We start from the raw sequence: 17,063 nt of genomic DNA on the forward strand, positions 1-17,063 counted from the left end.
AACCACATTACTTGTGATCGACTCGACCACTCTGTGGGAGCCGGCTTGCCGGCGATTGGGCCAGCCCTGACACCACCGACATATGGCAAGGGCTACGCCCTTGATCGCGGGCAAGCCCGCTCCCACAGGCCCCTGCAAACCACATTACTTGTGATCGACTCGACCGCCCTGTGGGAGCCGGCTTGCCGGCGATTGGGCCAGCCCTGACACCACCGACATATGGCAAGGGCTACGCCCTTGTTCGCGGGCAAGCCCGCTCCCACAGGCCCCTGCAAACCACATTACTTGTGATCGACTCGACCACTCTGCGGGAGCCGGCTTGCCGGCGATTGGGCCAGCCCTGACACCACCGACATATGGCAAGGGCTACGCCCTTGATCGCGGGCAAGCCCGCTCCCACAGGGGCCCCGTTGCTCTTTCGGTCTCTGTTCTCTGCGCGACAGCGTAGCCCGAAGGGCTGGGTGATCTCCCAGAATCACGCCGTGCTTGAAGTCAGCGCTGGGGCGGGCTTGCCCGCGAATGGGGCTGGCCAGGCAAAACAGCGCTCAAGGCTTCGCCACCGTCTGCGCCGCCGCCTCTGCCCGGGCCTCGATCGCCTTCAGCTCTGCCGCACTGCGCTCGATGTCGTCGCGCAGGCGGTGATATTCCGCCCGCTGCCGCTGCCACCAGGCCTTGGTCGAGCAGTGCCCGCTGATGCCCCGGGCCAGGGCCATGCCACCCACTGCGACCTGCAACAAGCCAAGCAGGCCGCCATGACGCAGCCCCTTGCTGATCATCAGGGCACCGCCGGCCAGTGAGCTGGCGCGTTCCCAACCATGGACATTGTGGTCGCGCGACAGGCTTGGCGAATGGATATCGAGCATGGAAAGGCCTCCTCCAAGGGTTGGTATGCAGCTGACCCTGGTGAAAATCCCCCGTTCCTTCCATGTGCCGAACGGACCTTGGGCTGTACGAAAAATGATCGATCGTAGGGCGATTCGTCATGTCTGGATGACTTTCCTGTCGTATCTGGGCATGCATCTCGCGACAGCCTCTGGGCCGCTGTGCTCAAATAGCCAGATGCTACTGAAGCCCTTGTTCCACGTGGGTTCCAGGGCATAAGCCGTTCATCGAAAAAGCTGTAGACATATTGTCTAACGCTCCCCTATATTCGTTATACAAACTGTAGACACAGAGCCATGACAACAAAGAAGGCCACCATGAAAGCCACCGCCAACCTCCAACCGATCAGTGCCGAAGCGCCCCAGGACCGCAAGGTCGTCCTGGCCGACGCCTTGCGGCGGCGGATCCTCAGCATGGAGCTCGCGCCCGGGGCGGTGGTGGACGAACTGGCCTTGTGCGACGAATTCGGCCTGTCGCGTCCGCCGGTGCGTGAACTGCTGCGCCAGATCGCCGCCGAGGGCTACATCGAGCTGGAAGCCAACCGCGCACCACGGGTGGCGGCGATGAACCACGAGTCGCTGCACAGCTTCTTCCTCGCCGCACCGCTGATCTACGTGGCCACCACCCAGCTGGCCGCGCTCCATGCGAGCGCGGCCGAGGTCGAGGTACTCAAGGGCATCCAGGCGCTGTTCCGCAAGGCCATCGAGGAGCGGGACGTGGAAAACCGCGTGCTCTACAACGATGCCTTCCACCTGGAGATCGGCAAGATGGCGCACAACGACTACCTGCTGCCGAGCCTGCGTCGGATCCTCATCGACCATACGCGCCTGGGCAAGATCTTCTACCGCCACCCCACCACTGACGACATGCAACGCGACCTGGAGCTGGCCTGCGACCAGCACGACCAGGTCATCGAGGCGATCGAGCGGCGGGACACGGAGACCGCCGGGCGGGTGATTCGCGCGCACATGGAGCTGTCGCGCCGGCGCATGGCCGAATACGCCGCGCCACAGGGGATGGACGTGCCCTTGGCGCTGTGAGGTCCAGTCACCGCCATGGCGGTGATCGCAAGTCAACAACAATACCCAGGTTCATGAGATGACAAGAATAACTTCGTTGCCTGCCGATGATGCCTCCTGTGGCTGGTACCACCTGAGCAAGCCCCGGCAGCCCCGTCCGGCCCACAGTGGCAACAGCAGGGCCCGTTGGGTCGTGGTCGGCGCCGGCTTCACCGGCCTGGCCGCGGCGCGCCAGCTGGCAACGAACTTCCCCGATGACCAGGTCGTGCTGATCGAGGCCCAGGAAGTGGGCTTCGGCACCTCCGGGCGCAACGCCGGTTTCGCCATCGACTTGCCCCATGACATCGGCGCCGAGGACTACATCGGCGACATCGACATCGCCAAGACCGTCCTCAAGCTGAACCTGGGGGGGCAGTCGTTTCTCAAGGAACTGGTCGAACGCTACGACATCGATTGCCAGTTCACCCACTGCGGCAAGTACCAGGCCGCCGTCGAGGACCGTGGCATCGCCGTGCTGGACGCCTACCGCCGTGGCCTGGACAAGCTGGGCCAGCCCTACGAGATGATCGACGGCCGCGACCTGCCCGAGCACATCGGCACGCATTTCTACCGCAAGGGCCTGTTCACTCCCGGCACCGCGCTGATCCAGCCCTCCGCCTTGGTCAAGGGCCTGGCCGACAGCCTGCCGGCCAACGTCTCGCTCTACGAGCACACGCCGATCACCGACGTGGAGTATGGCGACAAGGTGGTGCTGCGCCACGCCAACGGCTCGATCACTGCCGACAACCTGGTGCTGACCACCAATGCCTTCGGCATGAGCTTTGGCTTTCTCAAGGGCCGCATGCTGCCGGTGTTCACCTATGGCAGCCTGACCCGCCCGCTGACCGAACAAGAGCAGGCACGCCTGGGTGGCAAGCCATACTGGGGCGTGATTCCGGCGGACCCGTTCGGCACCACCTTGCGCCGCACGCCCGACAACCGCCTGCTGATCCGCAACAGCTTCAGCTACAACCCGGACGGGCGTGCCAACCGCAAGTACCTGGAGCGCTTCGTCCACCGCCACCGTGCCTCGTTCGAACGGCGCTTCCCGATGTTGCCCGGGGTGGACTTCGAATACACCTGGGGCGGTGCCCTGGCCCTGTCGCGCAATCACATGGGCTTCTTCGGCAAGTTGGCGCCGAATGTATACGGCGCATTGTGCTGCAACGGCCTGGGCGTGACGCGCGGCACCGTCACCGGGAAACTGCTGGCCGATTGGCTGGCGGGCGAGCGAAACGAGTTGATCGATTTTCTCCTGAACGCCCCTGGGCCTTGTGCGAATCCACCGCAGCCCTTGGTTTCCCTGGGCCTGAACCTGAACCTGATGTGGGGGCAGTACCGCGCCGGAAAAGAAAGCTGATGGCTCGCTAGGTTAACGAATCGCGTGTAATCCGCCGGGCGCAGTGTGCCCGGCACGGGCGCCCCTTGCCCGAAATCCACGGTCGAGATGTGCAGTTCGATCAAACGGGACTGAATGCTGTTTTCGGTTTCGCGGATTCGCTCGTCCTGAACAAAGCGCAATACAGAAGTAACAGGAACAATAATGACAAGTCCGAATATTTCCGTTGAAGATGTACCGATCAACCGTTTTCACCAGTTGCTGACCCTGCGGTCCGGCGGCGGCTCGTTCGTCGATGGCTACGTGCTGAGCATCATCGGCGTGGCCATGGTGCAGATGTCCGCTGGCCTGGGCCTTTCCAGCTTCTGGCAGGGCATGATCGCCGCTTCGGCGCTGATCGGCATCTTCTTCGGCGGCTTCCTCGGTGGTTGGCTGACCGATCGCTTCGGGCGCAAGCGCGTGTTCTTCGTTGGCCCGACCTTGTTCATCCTGGCTTCGCTCAGCCAGTTCTGGGTGGAATCGGCCGTGGCGCTGTTCCTGCTGCGTTTTTCCATCGGCATCGCCGTGGGCATCGAATACCCGGTGGCCACCTCGCTGCTGGTGGAGTTCCTGCCGAAGAAGAACCGTGGCCCGCGCCTGGCCACCCTGACCATCCTCTGGTTCGCCGGTGCTGCCTTCGCCTACATCCTCGGCGACGTCATCCTGCGCCAGGGGGGCGACGAGGCCTGGCGCCTGGTGCTGGCCAGCCCGGCGCTGATCGGCGCGCTGTTGCTGCTGGTGCGCATCGGCACCCCGGAGTCGCCGCGCTGGCTATTGAGCAAGGGGCGCGCCGACGAGGCCGAGGCGGTGATCCGGCAGGTCTATGGCAACGGTTTCTCCCTGCGCAACCTGCCGGAAGAGCCTGAGCAGAAGAAGCCCTCGTTCCTCAGCCTGCTGCACTCGGGGTATGGCAAGCGCATGCTGTTCGTCACCATGTTCTGGACCTGCTCGGTGATCCCGGTGTTCGCCGTGTATGCCTTCGCACCGAAGGTGCTCGCAGCGCTCAACCTCAAGGGCGACTGGGCCTCGGTCGGCTCGGTGGCCATCACCTTGCTGTTCGTCGTCGGCTGCATCATCGCCACGCGCCTGATCAACACCCTGGGGCGGCGCAGCATGCTGATCCACAGCTTTTGCTGGTCGGGCCTCGCACTGCTGGGGCTGGGCGTCTTCCACGCCGGTTCCGAGATGGTGATCCTCGGCCTGTTCGGCGCCTACGCCCTGTTCATCGGCGGCGCCCAGGTGCTGCAACTGGTGTACCCGAACGAGCTGTTCCCCACCGAGATCCGTGCCGGCGCCGTGGGCGTGGGCACCTCGATGTCGCGGATCGGCGCGGCGGTCGGCACCTGGTTGGTGCCCATGGCCCTGGACAGCTACGGCATCGCGTTCACCATGTACGCCGCCGCCATCGTCACCTTGGTTGGCCTGGTCTTCTCCTGGGCCCTGGCTCCCGAGACCCGCTCGCTGAACCTGCAGCAGGCCGCTTCCCTGAACTGATGCGCAAGATGTCGCACCGGTTCGCCGGGGCGACCTGAACAACACCGATCGTTGCACTGGAGGACTCACTGTGAAATTCGAAGGCATCTACACCCCGGCAATCACGCCCCTGGCCGCGGATGGCTCCATCGACAAGGCCGCGTTCGCCGAGGTCCTGGAGTACCTGGTCGCCGCCAAGGTCCATGGCGTCATCATCGGCGGCTCTACCGGCGAGTACTACGCCCACACCGCCCAGGAGCGCTTCGACCTGGCGGCCCAGGCCAAGGACGTGCTCAACGGCCGCCTGCCGCTGATCGTCGGGACCGGCGCGATCCGGACCGAGGATTCCGTGGCCTTCGCCAAGCACGCCAAGGAAATCAAGGCCGACGCCCTGCTGGTCGGTACGCCGCCCTACGCTTTGCCGACCCAGCAGGAAATCGCCCTGCACGTGAAGGCCGTGGACGCCGCTGCCGACCTGCCGATCATGCTCTACAACTACCCGGGCCGCATGGGCATGAGCATGGGCGAGGCGTTCTTCGACGCGGTCGCCGACGTGAAGAACATCGTCGCCATCAAGGAAAGCTCCGGCGACATGAACCAACTGCACCGCCTGGCCACCCAGCGCCCGAGCATCTCGCTGTCCTGCGGCTGGGACGACCAAGCCCTGGAGTTCTTCGCCTGGGGTGCCAAGAGCTGGGTCTGCGCCGGCTCCAACTTCATCCCGCGCGAGCACGTGGCCCTGTACGAGGCTTGCGTGCTGGAGAAGGACTTCGACAAGGGCCGCCGCATCATGGCCGCCATGATGCCGCTGATGGACGTCCTGGAAGGGGGCAAGTTCGTCCAGTCGATCAAGTATGGCTGCGAGCTCAATGGCCTGGCCACCGGCGGCGTGCGCGCCCCGCTGCATGGCCTGGATGGCGAAGAGAAAGAGGCCCTCAAGGGCGTCGTGGCCGAACTCAAGCGCACTATCGCGCACATCACTGGAGGTGCCTGAAATGGCTGAATTGCTGAGCAAGGAACAGTACGCGGCCATCGCCGCCGAACTGCAACCACGAACCCAGGCGTTCATCGATGGCGAGTTCCGCGATGCGCTCTCGGGCCGGACCTTCGTCACCACCAACCCGGCCACTGGCCAGCCGTTGGCCGAAGTCGCCGCCTGCGACGTGCAGGACGTCGACCTTGCCGTCGCTGCTGCCAAGCGCGCCTTCGAAGACGGCCGCTGGGCCAAGCTGCAACCTGGCGAGCGCAAGCATGTGCTGCTCAAGTTCGCCCAACTGCTGGAAGACAACGCCCACGAGCTGGCCGTGCTGGAAGCGCTGGACAGCGGCAAGCCGGTCAGCGAGTGCCAGAACGTCGATGTGCCGGAAACCATCCACACCCTTCGTTGGCACGCCGAGCTGATCGACAAGATCTACGACAACACCGCCCCGACCGGCAATGCCGCCGTGACCATGGTGGTGCGCGAGGCCATCGGCGTGGTCGGCCTGGTGCTGCCGTGGAACTTCCCGCTGCTGATGCTGGCCTGGAAGATCGCCCCGTCGCTGGCCGCCGGTTGCTCCATCGTGGTCAAGCCGGCCAAGGAAACCACCCTCAGCGCCCTGCGCGTGGTCGAGCTGGCCCATGAGGCGGGCATTCCACCGGGCGTGTTCAACATCACCCCGGGCGGTGGCCGCGAGGCGGGCGAGGCGATCGGTCGCCACATGGACATCGCCATGGTCAGCTTCACCGGCTCGACCGATACCGGCCGCCTGTTCCTCAAGTACGCCGCCGAGTCCAACCTCAAGCGCGTGGTGCTGGAGCTTGGGGGCAAGAACCCGGCCGTGGTCATGAACGACTGCGAGGACCTGGACGAAGTGGCCCAGTTCGTCACCGCCGGTGCGTTCTGGAACATGGGCGAGAACTGCTCGGCGTCCTCGCGCCTGATCGTCCATGAGGACGTCAAGGACGAACTGCTGAAGTTGGTGGCCAAGCACCTGGGCGACTGGAAGCTGGGCGACCCGTTGGACCCGGAGAATCGCTTGGGCGCGATGGTCAGCAAGTCGCACTTCGAGAAGGTCAAGTCCTACCTGGAGTATGCCGTCGAGCAGAAGCTCTCGGTGGTGCAGGGTGGCCAGACCGAGTCGGGCGTGTTCGTGCAGCCGACCATCGTCGATGGCGTGGCCCGCGACAGCAAGCTGTTCATCGAGGAGATCTTCGGCCCGGTGCTGAGCGTGACCACCTTCTCGACCATTGACCAGGCCATCGAACTGGCCAACGACACCGTCTATGGCCTGGCCGCCTCGGCCTATACCGGCAGCCTGCGCAATGCCTTGCGCCTGTCGCGGGAGATCCGCGCCGGCGTGGTGACGGTCAACTGCTTCGGCGAGGGCGATGCCTCGACGCCGTTCGGTGGCTACAAGGAGTCTGGCTTCGGTGGGCGTGACAAGTCCATCTGGGCCCATGACCAGTACACGGAGCTCAAGACCATCTGGATCAACGCTTCGTGATCCGAGCAGTACCGGTGCTGTTCTGACGGCGTTCGGCACCGATCCCGGCACTGCCTGTCATGCAGGCAGTGCTGGCCTATTCGCGGCGGCGCCCCGCGCTCACCTCATTTCTTGAGCAGCTGCGCCAACCCGGCGAACGGGTTGTGGGTCGCCTTGTCGATCTTCGGCGTGCTCAGCGAGCCTTCGCTGAAGTACTGCTGGTCGGTGTAGCGGGCATGCTCGTTGTCATGGCAATACAGGCACAGCAGTTCCCAGTTCGAACCGTCCTGGGGGTTGTTGTCGTGGTTGTGGTCACGATGGTGCACGGTCAGCTCCGACAGGCGCTTGCCGGAAAACTCCCGGGCGCAGCGGCCGCAAACGTGCGGGTACATCTTCAGCGCCTTGTCGCGATAGCCCATTTCCTTGTCGCGCTTGGCATCGGCGAGGATGCGGTCGAGGCGGGCGGTGGCGGCGGACGTGGAGGCCGAACTCATGGGGTATTACCTTTCTTGTAATCAGGCGGATGACGGTTATGCCTGCGAGTCTAGCGCGGCTGGCGGGGTGTCGGACAGGCAAAACGATCATATTCGGCTTAGCCTGTAGGAAGATTTCTAGCAGGAGGTTGCTGATGTTCCATGCGATCCTCGCCGTACTGATCCTCGCCAGCGCGCCCGTGGCCGATGCCGCCAGCCTGCAGCCACGGATCGTCACGCCCGTGCCGGGTGCCCCGGGCACCCCGACGCCGACACCCTATCCGCAGATCACGCCCAGCACCCCGCCCAAGACGGGCGACCACCAGCCCGGTTCGCCCTTGCTGCCACCGATGCCCGTGCCCGGCCCACCCAAGGACCAACCCTTGCCGGGCCTGCGGCAGGACCCGCCGAGGCCTCCCGTGACTACGCCACGCCCAGTTCGTTGAGGACGAACGCATACTCCAGCGCCACGTCGCGCAGGCCCTGATAGCGCCCGCTCATGCCGCCGTGCCCGGCGCCCATCTCGGTCTTGAGCAGCAACAGGTTGTCGTCGGTCTTGCAGGTGCGCAGGCGCGCCACCCACTTGGCCGCCTCCCAGTACTGCACGCGGCTGTCGTTGTAGCCGGCGACCACCAGCATGGCCGGGTAGGCCTGGGCCTTGACGTTCTCGTAGGGGGCGTAGGCCTTGATACGCGCGTACACCTGCGGATCCTCGGGGTTGCCCCATTCGTCGTACTCGGTGACGGTCAGCGGCAGCTCTGGGTCGAGCATGGTATTGAGCACGTCGACGAACGGTACCTCGGCGATGGCGCAGCGGAACAGCTCGGGGCGCTGGTTGAGCACCGCGCCCATCAGCAGGCCGCCGGCGCTGCCGCCGCTGATGACCAGGCGCTCGCGGCTGGTCACGCCCTCGGCGACCAGGTATTCGGCGCAGGCGATGAAGTCGTCGAAGCTGTTCTGCTTGTGTGCTTGCTTGCCGGCCCGGTACCAGGCCTCGCCCAGCTCGCCACCGCCGCGCACATGGGCGATGGCGAAGGCCACGCCACGTTCCAGCAGGCTCAGGCGAGCGTGGGAGAACCAAGGGTCGAGGCTTTCGCCATAGGCGCCGTAGCCGTAGAGGTAGAGCGGTACGCAGCGGCCCTGGTCCTGGCGGCGGCGCACCAGGCTGATCGGTACGCGAGTGCCGTCTCCGGCGACGGCCCAGAGGCGCTCGCTGACATAGGCGTCGGGGTCGAAGGCGCCGAGCACCGGGGTTTGCTTGAGCACGGCCTGCTCACCGCTGGCCAGTACCAGCTGGCGCACCTGGGCCGGGCGGTTGAGCGCCTCGTAGCGCAGGCGAATGCGCGTGCTGGTGAATTCCAGGCTGTCCTGCACGTAGAGGCTGTAGGCCGCATCCGGCAGCTCGACGCGGTAGGGCGCAAGGCCCTGGGGGCGGACCTCGATGATCGGCAGGCCGCCTTCGCGCAGGCTCAGGGTCAGGGCGCCGGCATTCAGGCTCAGGCCTTCGAGCATGACATCGTCGCGGTGCGGCACCAGCGCCTGCCACTGGTCGCGGCTGGGGACTTGCTCGGCCGGCGCGTGGAACAGGGCGAAGTTGATGCCGTCCTGGTTGCTGCGGATGAACCAGCGCCACTGACCGTCGAGCTGGCCGTGGTCGGGGAAGTACTCGTGGCCCTCGACCCGGGGCGCCAGGCAGGTGAAGGGCGCCAGCGGGGTTTCGGCATCCAGCACCCAGGCTTCGCTGGTGGTCTTGCTGTTGAGCGACAGGACCAACTGGCGTTCGGAGCTGGCCCGGTAGCAATGCAGGAAGAAGCGGCCGTCGGGCTCTTCGAACACCGTCGGTGCGCTGTCTTCGCCCAGGGTATGGCGACGCAGGCGCCAAGGGCGGTGGGTGTCGTCCAGTTCGGCGAAGAACAGCGTGCGGCTGTCGTTGGCCCAGGTCATGCTGCCGTCGCAGTCCTCGAAGGGCAGGGCGGTGACGCTGCCGCTGGCCAGGTCCTTGACGTACAGGGTGTAGACCTCGTCGCCGCTGGTGTCGAGGCTGTAGGCCAGCAGGCGATGGTCGGGGCTGACGTTGAACGTGCCGAGGGCCAGGAAGCCGCCAGCAGCCAGCGCGTTGGGGTCGAGCAGCAGTTGCTCGCGGCTTTCATCGACTGTGTTGGCGTCGTCCGCCGGGCGCGGGCAGCGGTAGTGGCGCGGGTATTCGTCGCCGGCGGTGGTGCGGGTGTAGTACAGGTATGGGCCCCAGGGCGAGGGCAGCGACAGGTCGGTTTCCAGGATGCGGCCTTTGATTTCCTCGAACAAGTGCTCGCGCAAGGGCGCCTGGTCGGCCAGGCAGGCCTCCTGGTAGGCGTTCTCTTCGGCCAGGTAGGCCAGGACCTCGGGGGTGTCGCGGGCTTGCAGCCAGGCGTAGGGATCGGCGCCCGGGGCCTGGCGGGCGATGGGCGGCTGGAGCGTGCGGGTGGTGGCGGGCATGGAAAGTCTCTTGGCTGTGGGCTCGTGCTGGCGAGGTGGCCCCCTTGCGCGGGCCCGCCCCCACAGGGCCCGAGTCGATCACCGATGAGAGGGTTCGCAGGACCTTGTGGGAGCGGGCTTGCCCGCGAAGGGGCCGCTGCAGCAGCCCTCGGTTGGCGGTGGACGCGCCGGCATCCGGAAAAGTGTTTATCATAGGCATCTCTTTGCCTGGCTTGCACGAACACCATGACCGAGAACGACTACACCCTCGCCTGGGGCCTGTACGCTTTTGCCGCCCTGGGCTGCCTGCTGGTGGGCTTCAAACTCACCGGCTGGATGTGGCGCTGGCTGCGCGAACCGCTGCGGGTGGTCCTGGCGGTGCTGCTGCTGACCCCGACCATCGTCGACCCGGTCAAGGAAAGCTTCGCCCCGGCCATCGCCATCACCACCCTGGACCTGGCGTTCAAGGTCGGCAACAACGCCTGGCGCGCGGCGTCGGACCTGGCCATGTACGGCATGATCGCCTTCGCCGTCTACATCCTCTTCGTCCTGCTGCGCTGGCCGCTGGAAAAACGCGCCCGCGAACGCAGGGAGAAGGCCGAGGCCACCACCCGGCGCCAGGCCGAAGAGGACGATGAGGTGATGGCCGCAGCGCCAGTGGCCGCCGATCGCCGCGACCGCTACCGCGACGACCCGCCACCGGCCCCGGCCGGCCCTGGCCGTGTCGAGCCACGCCTGTAAGCGGAGAGCCACGAGCATGTGCGAACTGCTGGGCATGAGCGCCAACGTCCCCACCGACATCGTCTTCAGCTTCACCGGCCTGATGCAGCGCGGCGGACGGACCGGCCCGCACCGCGACGGCTGGGGCATCGGCTTCTACGAAGGGCGCGGCCTGCGCCTGTTCCAGGACCCGGCGGCGAGCAGCGAGTCGGAGGTGGCCAACCTGGTGCAGCGCTACCCGATCAAGAGCGAGGTGGTCATCGGCCACATCCGCCAGGCCAATGTCGGCAGGGTCTGCCTGGCCAATACCCATCCGTTCGTCCGCGAGCTGTGGGGGCGCAACTGGTGCTTCGCGCACAACGGCCAGCTCGGCGACTTCCGTGGCGAGACCACCTTCTACCGGCCGGTGGGCGACACCGACAGCGAGGCGGCCTTCTGCGACCTGCTCAACCGCGTGCGCGTGGCCTTCCCGGAGCCGGTGGCGGTGGAACAGCTGCTGCCGGTGCTGGTCGAAGCCTGTGCGGGGTACCGCGGCAAGGGCGTGTTCAACTGCCTGCTCAGCGATGGCGACTGGCTGTTCTGCTTCTGCTCGACCAAGCTGGTGCATATCACCCGACGCGCGCCGTTCGGCCCGGCGCGGCTGAAGGATGTCGACCTGAACGTCGACTTCCAGGCCGAAACCACCCCCAACGACGTGGTCACGGTGATCGCCACCGAGGCCTTGACCGAGAACGAGACCTGGCAGCGCTACGAGCCGGGTCAATGGGCCCTGTGGCGGCATGGCGAAAGCGTCGCCCAGGGGCAGAGCTAGGAAGCCCGTCCATGTTCAGAAGCTACCTGCGCTTGCTGCTGTTCACCTTCGGCCTGCTGGCCGGCATCCAGGTGCCGGGGCTGATCGAGGCCTACAGCCAGCGGGTCGAGGCGCACCTGTTCGAATCGCGCCAGGCCCTGTCGGGGTTCGAGGAGACCGCGCAGCGCTTTTTCAATGGCGACCTGCAGGCCCTGGTGCGGCACTACCGCAGCAGCGACGACCCGGTGTTCAACAGCGATGCCAACAGCATCGAGAGCCTGCTGCTGCGCAATCGCCTGCTGGAGCGCGAATGGCAGGCATTGCAAGGGCCGTGGGTGAGCCGTACCTGGCATGTGCTGGTGCAGCCCGACCCGCAGCTGCGCGAGGAGACGCTCAAGGGCTACAGCTACCAGATCCTGCTGGTGCCCGAGGCGATCGGCTGGGGGCTGGGGGCCGGGTTCGTCCTGGCGCTGGTGGTGGAGAGCCTGTTGCTGCTGGTTGGCTGGGCGATCCTCGGGGGGCGGCGCAAGGCGGTGAAGGAGAGCTGGCGCTAGGGGCTGGGCGCACCCTTGGTAATCTTGGGGCTGGACTGGAACGGGCACCCCACCGGGTTCAGACCAGCACGATCCGCTGCCCACCCACATCCCGCGCATACCGCTCCAGCACCTGCCTGCACAGCGCCACCACCTCGTCCACCAGTTCCACCCCAGTCTGCCAGGCCACCACCAGCTCCAGGCTCGGCGGTGGCTGCAAGCCTTCCAGCAACACCAACTCGCCCCGGGCCAGTTCGGCATCGACCAGCGCCGGGGGCAGGGCACCGATGCCGAAGCCGTCGCGCAGCAGGCGGGTGATGGCCGCCACCGAGTTCACGCAGTTCAGCCGTGGTGTCTCGGCACCCGCGGCCTGCAGCAGGCTGAGCACTTCCTGGTGCGGGCGTGAGTTCTTCGAGAAGGTGACGATGCGCTCCCGGGCCAGCTCGGCCAACGAGGCGTAGTCGCGATGATGGAGGGAGCCTGCGGCGACGATCCAGCCCATGGGGTAGCGGGCCAGGTCGGTGCTGCGGATCGACTCCTGGCGCAGCAGGTCGGTCTGCAGGATCACGTCGAGAAAGCCCTTCTGCAACTGCTCGCGCAGGTTCAGCGCGGTATCGGCCACCAGCTCGATTTCCACCTGCGGATAGCGTTCGCTGAGTTCGGCCACCAGGGCGCTCATCCAGGTGTGGATCACCGTGTCCATCACGCCGATGCGGATCCGCCCGACCTTGGCCCGGTCGCTGTCCAGCGAGCGCTTCATGGCCTTGGCGGTGTCGAGCATGCGCTCGGCGTACTCCAGCACCTTGCTGCCCTCCGGGGTCAGGCTGACCCCGCGCGAGTCGCGCAGCAGCAGCTTCACGCCCAGGTCCGCCTCGAGGGCGGCGATGCGGCTGGACACCGAGGCCTGGGTGGTGAACAGCTTCTCGGCGGTGAGGCGAAAGCTCTTGAGCCGGGCGACCCAGACGAAGGTTTCGAGGAATCGGAGGTTCATGGTGTGCTCGCAGGGGTGATCAGGTTTTCTTATCCCAGACAGACGGATTTTATCGTTGGACGCTCACCCCACGGCCTCTGAACAATGGCGCCCAGGCCGCGACGGTACCCGTCGCTCGCAAAACAATACCAACAAGCCGAGGCAATCATGAACCCATCCGGCATGCAGCAGGCATCTTCCCCGGTGTCGACCGGCCCCTTCGCCTGGTACCGCGACATCGACCGACAGCAACGGCGCACCTTCTGGAGCTGCAAGATCGGCTATGGCCTGGACGGCATGGACACTCAGATGCTGAGCTTCGTCATCCCCACCCTGATCGCCCTGTGGGGCATCACCACCGCCGAGGCCGGGCTGATCCACACCAGCACGTTGATCGCCTCGGCCCTGGGCGGCTGGATCGCCGGCATTCTCTCCGACCGCATCGGTCGGGTACGGACCCTGCAGTTGACGGTACTGTGGTTCGCCTTTTTCACCTTCCTCTGCGGCTTCGCCCAGAGCTACGAGCAATTGCTGGTCGCCCGCACCCTGATGGGCTTCGGCTTCGGTGGCGAATGGACCGCCGGCGCGGTGCTGATCGGCGAGGTGATCCGCGCCCAGGACCGTGGCAAGGCGGTGGGCATGGTGCAGTCCGGCTGGGCCATCGGCTGGGGGCTGACGGCGATCCTCTATGCGCTGCTGTTCTCCTTCCTGCCGCCCGAGCAGGCCTGGCGGGCGCTGTTCCTGCTGGGCATCGTGCCGGCGGTGTTCGTGATCTTCGTCCGCCGCCTGGTCAAGGACCCGGAGGTGTACCGGGCAGCCAAGGCCGTGGAAAAAGCCGAAGCGCCTTCGCACTTCTACGAGATCTTCGCCCCCGGCATGCTCTGGACCACCCTGCGCGCCTCCCTGCTGACCACCGGCGCCTTGGGCGGCTACTACGCCATCACCTCCTGGCTGCCGACCTTCCTCAAGAACGAGCGCGGCCTGAGCGTGCTGGGCACCGGCGGCTACCTGGCGATGGTGATCGTCGGTTCCTATGTCGGCTACGTGATCAGCGCCTACCTTACCGACCTGCTGGGCCGCAAGAAGAACTTCATCCTGTTCGCCGTGGGGTCGTTCATCATCGTCCTGCTCTATACCCAGATCCCGGTCAGCGATGGCGTCATGCTGTGGCTCGGGTTCCCCCTGGGCTTCTTCGCCTCGGGCATCTTCAGTGGCATGGGTGCCTTCCTCACCGAACTGTTCCCCACCCGCATCCGTGGCTCGGGGCAGGGTTTCTGCTACAACGTCGGCCGTGCCATCGCGGCGTTCTTCCCGCTGCTGATCGGCCTGCTCAGCCAGAAGGTGCCGCTGGGCCTGGGCATCGGCGGGTTCGCCGCGGTGTCCTATGGCGTGGTGATCCTCGCCGCGTTGAGCCTGCCGGAAACCCGCGGCAAAGAACTCCAGGCGCGGTAAGGTAGGCATATGAACATCGACAGGGGAGCCCGCCAGGTGAAACGCCTGCTACTCAATTGCGACATGGGTGAGAGTTTCGGCAGTTGGCGCATGGGCCTGGATGCCGAGGTCATGCCCTACATCGACTGCGCCAACATCGCCTGCGGCTACCACGCCGGCGACCCGGGCACCATGCGCCGCACCGTGGCGCTGGCCCTGGAGCACGGCGTGACCGTCGGTGCCCACCCGGCCTACCCGGACCTGGTCGGCTTCGGCCGCCGCTCCATGGCCTGCAGCACGGAGGAGATCCGTGACCTGTTGCACTACCAGATCGGTGCCCTGGATGGCATCTGCCGGGTGCTCGGTGGCCGCGTGGCCTACGTCAAGCCCCATGGCGCGCTGTACAACGACATGATGGCCGACCCGCTCAAGCTGCGCACCGTGCTGGAGGCCGTGGCCGCCTACGATGCCAGCCTGCCGCTGATGCTCATGGCGACCGCCGACGACAGTGCGGCCCGTGCCCTGGGCGAGAAAGTCGGTGTGCCCTTGTGGTTCGAGGCCTTCGCCGACCGTGCCTACACCGCCAGCGGCCACCTGGTTTCGCGGCGCCTACCCGGCGCGGTACACCACGACCCGGCATTGGTGGTCGAACAGGCCCTGCGCCTGGCCCGGGGCGAGGCGCTGGTGGCCGACGATGGCAGCGCCGTTCGGCTACACGCCAGTACCTTGTGCGTGCATGGCGACAACGACAGCTCGGTGGCTGCCGTGCGGCAGATCCGCCAGGCCCTCGACGCCCTGGAGCAGCCATGAACCCACGTATCGAGGTGGTGGCCGTCGACAGCCTGATGGTGCGCCTGTTCGACGTCATCGACGAGACCAACATGCCCTGGATCCTCGCCGCCAGCCAGCGCCTGCGCGCGGCGTTCGGCGCGCGCCTGGTCGAACTGGTGCCGTCCTACACCACGCTGATGGTGCAGTTCGACCTGGCGCCGGGCGCGGCGAGGGCACTGATCGACCAGGCGCTGGAAGGGCTGCGGCCCGATACGGGCAATGCCGGGCGCCGGCACGAGCTACCGGTGTGGTACGACGCCAGCGTCGGGCCCGAGCTGCCACTGCTGGCCGCGCGCAGCGGGCTGGGCGAGGCGGGGGTGATCCGTTTGCACAGCGAGCGCGAGTACCCGGTGTTCGCCCTGGGCTTCGCCCCCGGTTTCGCGTTCATGGGCCTGGTGGACGAACGCCTGGCCACGCCGCGCCTGGCTACCCCGCGCAAGCGCGTGGCAGCCGGTAGCGTCGGCATCGCCGAGCGGCAGACCGCCGCGTATCCGGCGGTATCGCCGGGCGGCTGGAACCTGATCGGGCGTACCCCGGTGCGTTTGTTCGACCGTGGGCGCGAGGGCTACAGCTTGCTGCAACCCGGCGACCGGGTGCGCTTCGTGGCGGTGGATCGCGCCGAGTTCGTCAGGCTGGGCGGTGACGATAGCCCGTTGGAGGCCCAGGCATGAGGCAGTTGAGGATCGAGGCCAGCACGGCGCTGTGCCAGTTGCAGGATGCCGGGCGGTTCGGCGTGTGCCACCTGGGCGTGACCCAGGGCGGGGCGCTGGACTGGGTGGCGATGAGCTGGGCCAACTGGCTGCTGGGCAATGCCCTCGGTGCGCCGGTGGTGGAGGTGGCGCTCGGCGGCTTCAGCGTGGTGGCCGAGCAGGATTGCGTGCTGGCCCTGGCCGGGGCGGATCTGGAGGCGCGGGTCGATGATCGGCCATTGGCGCCGTGGCGCAGTTTCACCCTGGGCAAGGGCCAGCAACTGACCCTGAAACAGCCTCGCCAGGGCGTGCGTGCCTACCTGGCGGCTCCGGGCGGCTTCCAGGGCGAGGCGGTGCTGGGCAGTTGCGCGACGGTCGTGCGCGAGGCGTTGGGTGGGATCGATGGCCGGGGCGGGGCGTTGGTCAAGGGACAGATGCTGGTGTTCGGCGAGGCTTCGCCGGCGTTGCGCGAAGTGCCCGAGGCGTTGCGCCCGGCCCATGAGGCGAAGCCTGTTCTGGACCTGGTGATGGGCGCGCAGATCGGTGCGTTCAGTGGCACCAGCCTGTTCGAGGCATTCAACAGCGACTGGACCCTGGACAGCCGCGCGGACCGCATGGGCATCCGCTTGTTGGGGCCTCGACTGGTCTACCAGGGGGCGCCGATGATTTCCGAAGGGATACCGCTGGGAGCGGTGCAGGTGCCGCCGGATGGGCAGCCGATCGTGTTGCTCAATGACCGGCAGACGATTGGTGGTTATCCACGCTTGGGCGCGTTGACGCCGCTGGCGCTGGCGCAACTGGCGCAGTGCCTGCCGGGGGCGGTGGTGCGGTTCAGGGCGGTGGTGCAGGAGCAGGCCTGGCGGGAGCAGCAGGGGTATCTGGGGCGTTGGGGCTGAGGCTGGGGCCGCAAAGCAGC

General features: G+C 66.6%; 17 protein-coding genes. 13 read left to right on the forward strand and 4 right to left on the reverse strand.

Annotated elements, in window-relative coordinates; all coding sequences use genetic code 11:
* Nucleotides 1-545 precede the first annotated feature (545 nt).
* Nucleotides 546-863 (reverse strand): YgaP-like transmembrane domain, encoded by a 318-nt coding sequence (locus ABFA30_RS09190; RefSeq protein WP_225789848.1) that lies wholly within the window; start codon nt 861-863, stop codon nt 546-548.
* A gap of 336 nt (nt 864-1,199) precedes the next feature.
* Here ABFA30_RS09190 and ABFA30_RS09195 point away from each other — a divergent pair, with 336 nt between their 5' ends.
* The 5 genes from ABFA30_RS09195 to ABFA30_RS09215 all read left to right on the forward strand — a co-directional run bounded on the left by ABFA30_RS09195 (nt 1,200) and on the right by ABFA30_RS09215 (nt 7,277).
* Nucleotides 1,200-1,922 (forward strand): GntR family transcriptional regulator, encoded by a 723-nt coding sequence (locus ABFA30_RS09195; RefSeq protein WP_253081675.1) that lies wholly within the window; start codon nt 1,200-1,202, stop codon nt 1,920-1,922.
* A gap of 58 nt (nt 1,923-1,980) precedes the next feature.
* Nucleotides 1,981-3,300 (forward strand): NAD(P)/FAD-dependent oxidoreductase, encoded by a 1,320-nt coding sequence (locus tag ABFA30_RS09200; protein ID WP_410045358.1) that lies wholly within the window; start codon nt 1,981-1,983, stop codon nt 3,298-3,300.
* A gap of 183 nt (nt 3,301-3,483) precedes the next feature.
* Nucleotides 3,484-4,812: an MFS transporter gene (locus ABFA30_RS09205; RefSeq protein ID WP_410045359.1), complete on the forward strand. Its 1,329-nt coding sequence runs from the start codon at nt 3,484-3,486 to the stop codon at nt 4,810-4,812.
* A gap of 70 nt (nt 4,813-4,882) precedes the next feature.
* Nucleotides 4,883-5,785: a dihydrodipicolinate synthase family protein gene (locus tag ABFA30_RS09210; RefSeq protein WP_253081672.1), complete on the forward strand. Its 903-nt coding sequence runs from the start codon at nt 4,883-4,885 to the stop codon at nt 5,783-5,785.
* 1 nt (nt 5,786) lies between these two features.
* Nucleotides 5,787-7,277, forward strand: coding sequence for an aldehyde dehydrogenase (locus ABFA30_RS09215; protein ID WP_253081671.1), 1,491 nt, complete (start codon nt 5,787-5,789; stop codon nt 7,275-7,277).
* A gap of 104 nt (nt 7,278-7,381) precedes the next feature.
* Here ABFA30_RS09215 and ABFA30_RS09220 read toward each other — a convergent pair whose 3' ends face one another.
* Entirely contained in the window at nt 7,382-7,750 is a 369-nt protein-coding gene (locus ABFA30_RS09220; protein WP_225789842.1) for a YajD family HNH nuclease, read from the reverse strand.
* A 134-nt stretch (nt 7,751-7,884) separates the two neighbouring features.
* Here ABFA30_RS09220 and ABFA30_RS09225 point away from each other — a divergent pair, with 134 nt between their 5' ends.
* Nucleotides 7,885-8,175: a hypothetical protein gene (locus ABFA30_RS09225; RefSeq protein ID WP_253081670.1), complete on the forward strand. Its 291-nt coding sequence runs from the start codon at nt 7,885-7,887 to the stop codon at nt 8,173-8,175.
* Here ABFA30_RS09225 and ABFA30_RS09230 read toward each other — a convergent pair.
* Nucleotides 8,153-10,204, reverse strand: a complete 2,052-nt coding sequence (locus ABFA30_RS09230) for a S9 family peptidase (protein WP_410045360.1) — start codon at nt 10,202-10,204, stop codon at nt 8,153-8,155. The two genes, ABFA30_RS09225 and ABFA30_RS09230, sit on opposite strands and share 23 nt — an antisense overlap.
* 225 nt (nt 10,205-10,429) lie before the next feature.
* On the opposite strand from ABFA30_RS09230, the gene ABFA30_RS09235 reads away from it, so the two are divergent.
* The 3 genes from ABFA30_RS09235 to ABFA30_RS09245 are packed head-to-tail and all read left to right on the forward strand — an operon-like array spanning nt 10,430 to nt 12,247.
* A complete protein-coding gene (locus tag ABFA30_RS09235) occupies nt 10,430-10,924 on the forward strand; it encodes an MFS transporter (protein WP_225789839.1) in 495 nt (164 codons plus the stop codon).
* Nucleotides 10,925-10,940: 16 nt separating this feature from the next.
* Nucleotides 10,941-11,714, forward strand: coding sequence for a class II glutamine amidotransferase (locus tag ABFA30_RS09240; RefSeq protein ID WP_225789838.1), 774 nt, complete (start codon nt 10,941-10,943; stop codon nt 11,712-11,714).
* 11 nt (nt 11,715-11,725) lie between these two features.
* Nucleotides 11,726-12,247 carry a DUF2937 family protein gene (locus ABFA30_RS09245; protein ID WP_225789837.1) on the forward strand — a complete coding sequence of 174 codons (522 nt, stop codon included), beginning with the start codon at nt 11,726-11,728 and terminating at the stop codon, nt 12,245-12,247.
* A gap of 58 nt (nt 12,248-12,305) precedes the next feature.
* Here ABFA30_RS09245 and ABFA30_RS09250 read toward each other — a convergent pair whose 3' ends face one another.
* Complete coding sequence (locus ABFA30_RS09250) at nt 12,306-13,217, reverse strand: LysR family transcriptional regulator (protein WP_225789836.1); 912 nt, start codon at nt 13,215-13,217, stop codon at nt 12,306-12,308.
* A 147-nt stretch (nt 13,218-13,364) separates the two neighbouring features.
* On the opposite strand from ABFA30_RS09250, the gene ABFA30_RS09255 reads away from it, so the two are divergent.
* From ABFA30_RS09255 to ABFA30_RS09270, 4 genes are read left to right on the forward strand one after another with little or no spacing between them, the layout of a single operon-like run.
* The gene (locus tag ABFA30_RS09255) at nt 13,365-14,648 is read left to right on the forward strand and encodes an MFS transporter (protein ID WP_410045361.1); all 1,284 of its coding nucleotides are present in this window, start codon (nt 13,365-13,367) and stop codon (nt 14,646-14,648) included.
* A gap of 9 nt (nt 14,649-14,657) precedes the next feature.
* Entirely contained in the window at nt 14,658-15,437 is a 780-nt protein-coding gene (locus tag ABFA30_RS09260; RefSeq protein WP_225789835.1) for a 5-oxoprolinase subunit PxpA, read from the forward strand.
* Nucleotides 15,434-16,129: a 5-oxoprolinase subunit PxpB gene (gene pxpB, locus ABFA30_RS09265; protein ID WP_253081667.1), complete on the forward strand. Its 696-nt coding sequence runs from the start codon at nt 15,434-15,436 to the stop codon at nt 16,127-16,129. Before ABFA30_RS09260 ends, pxpB begins: the two co-directional genes overlap by 4 nt.
* Nucleotides 16,126-17,043: a biotin-dependent carboxyltransferase family protein gene (locus ABFA30_RS09270; protein WP_253081666.1), complete on the forward strand. Its 918-nt coding sequence runs from the start codon at nt 16,126-16,128 to the stop codon at nt 17,041-17,043. The genes pxpB and ABFA30_RS09270 overlap by 4 nt, the downstream gene beginning before the upstream one ends.
* Nucleotides 17,044-17,063 lie beyond the last annotated feature (20 nt).

This window comes from Pseudomonas sp. HLMP (genome assembly GCF_046365545.1).
GTDB classification, from domain to species: Bacteria; Pseudomonadota; Gammaproteobacteria; order Pseudomonadales; family Pseudomonadaceae; genus Aquipseudomonas; species Aquipseudomonas guariconensis_B.

Bases quoted from the DNA above. Each gene is read 5' to 3' on its own strand.
- ABFA30_RS09190 (WP_225789848.1), bottom strand. From the start codon at position 863: ATGCTCGATATCCATTCGCCAAGCCTGTCGCGCGACCACAATGTCCAT.
- ABFA30_RS09195 (WP_253081675.1), top strand. From the start codon at position 1,200: ATGAAAGCCACCGCCAACCTCCAACCGATCAGTGCCGAAGCGCCCCAG.
- ABFA30_RS09200 (WP_410045358.1), top strand. From the start codon at position 1,981: ATGACAAGAATAACTTCGTTGCCTGCCGATGATGCCTCCTGTGGCTGG.
- ABFA30_RS09205 (WP_410045359.1), top strand. From the start codon at position 3,484: ATGACAAGTCCGAATATTTCCGTTGAAGATGTACCGATCAACCGTTTT.
- ABFA30_RS09215 (WP_253081671.1), top strand. From the start codon at position 5,787: ATGGCTGAATTGCTGAGCAAGGAACAGTACGCGGCCATCGCCGCCGAA.
- ABFA30_RS09220 (WP_225789842.1), bottom strand. From the start codon at position 7,750: ATGAGTTCGGCCTCCACGTCCGCCGCCACCGCCCGCCTCGACCGCATC.
- ABFA30_RS09225 (WP_253081670.1), top strand. From the start codon at position 7,885: ATGTTCCATGCGATCCTCGCCGTACTGATCCTCGCCAGCGCGCCCGTG.
- ABFA30_RS09230 (WP_410045360.1), bottom strand. From the start codon at position 10,204: ATGCCCGCCACCACCCGCACGCTCCAGCCGCCCATCGCCCGCCAGGCC.
- ABFA30_RS09235 (WP_225789839.1), top strand. From the start codon at position 10,430: ATGACCGAGAACGACTACACCCTCGCCTGGGGCCTGTACGCTTTTGCC.
- ABFA30_RS09240 (WP_225789838.1), top strand. From the start codon at position 10,941: ATGTGCGAACTGCTGGGCATGAGCGCCAACGTCCCCACCGACATCGTC.
- ABFA30_RS09245 (WP_225789837.1), top strand. From the start codon at position 11,726: ATGTTCAGAAGCTACCTGCGCTTGCTGCTGTTCACCTTCGGCCTGCTG.
- ABFA30_RS09250 (WP_225789836.1), bottom strand. From the start codon at position 13,217: ATGAACCTCCGATTCCTCGAAACCTTCGTCTGGGTCGCCCGGCTCAAG.
- ABFA30_RS09255 (WP_410045361.1), top strand. From the start codon at position 13,365: ATGAACCCATCCGGCATGCAGCAGGCATCTTCCCCGGTGTCGACCGGC.
- ABFA30_RS09260 (WP_225789835.1), top strand. From the start codon at position 14,658: ATGAACATCGACAGGGGAGCCCGCCAGGTGAAACGCCTGCTACTCAAT.
- pxpB (WP_253081667.1), top strand. From the start codon at position 15,434: ATGAACCCACGTATCGAGGTGGTGGCCGTCGACAGCCTGATGGTGCGC.
- ABFA30_RS09270 (WP_253081666.1), top strand. From the start codon at position 16,126: ATGAGGCAGTTGAGGATCGAGGCCAGCACGGCGCTGTGCCAGTTGCAG.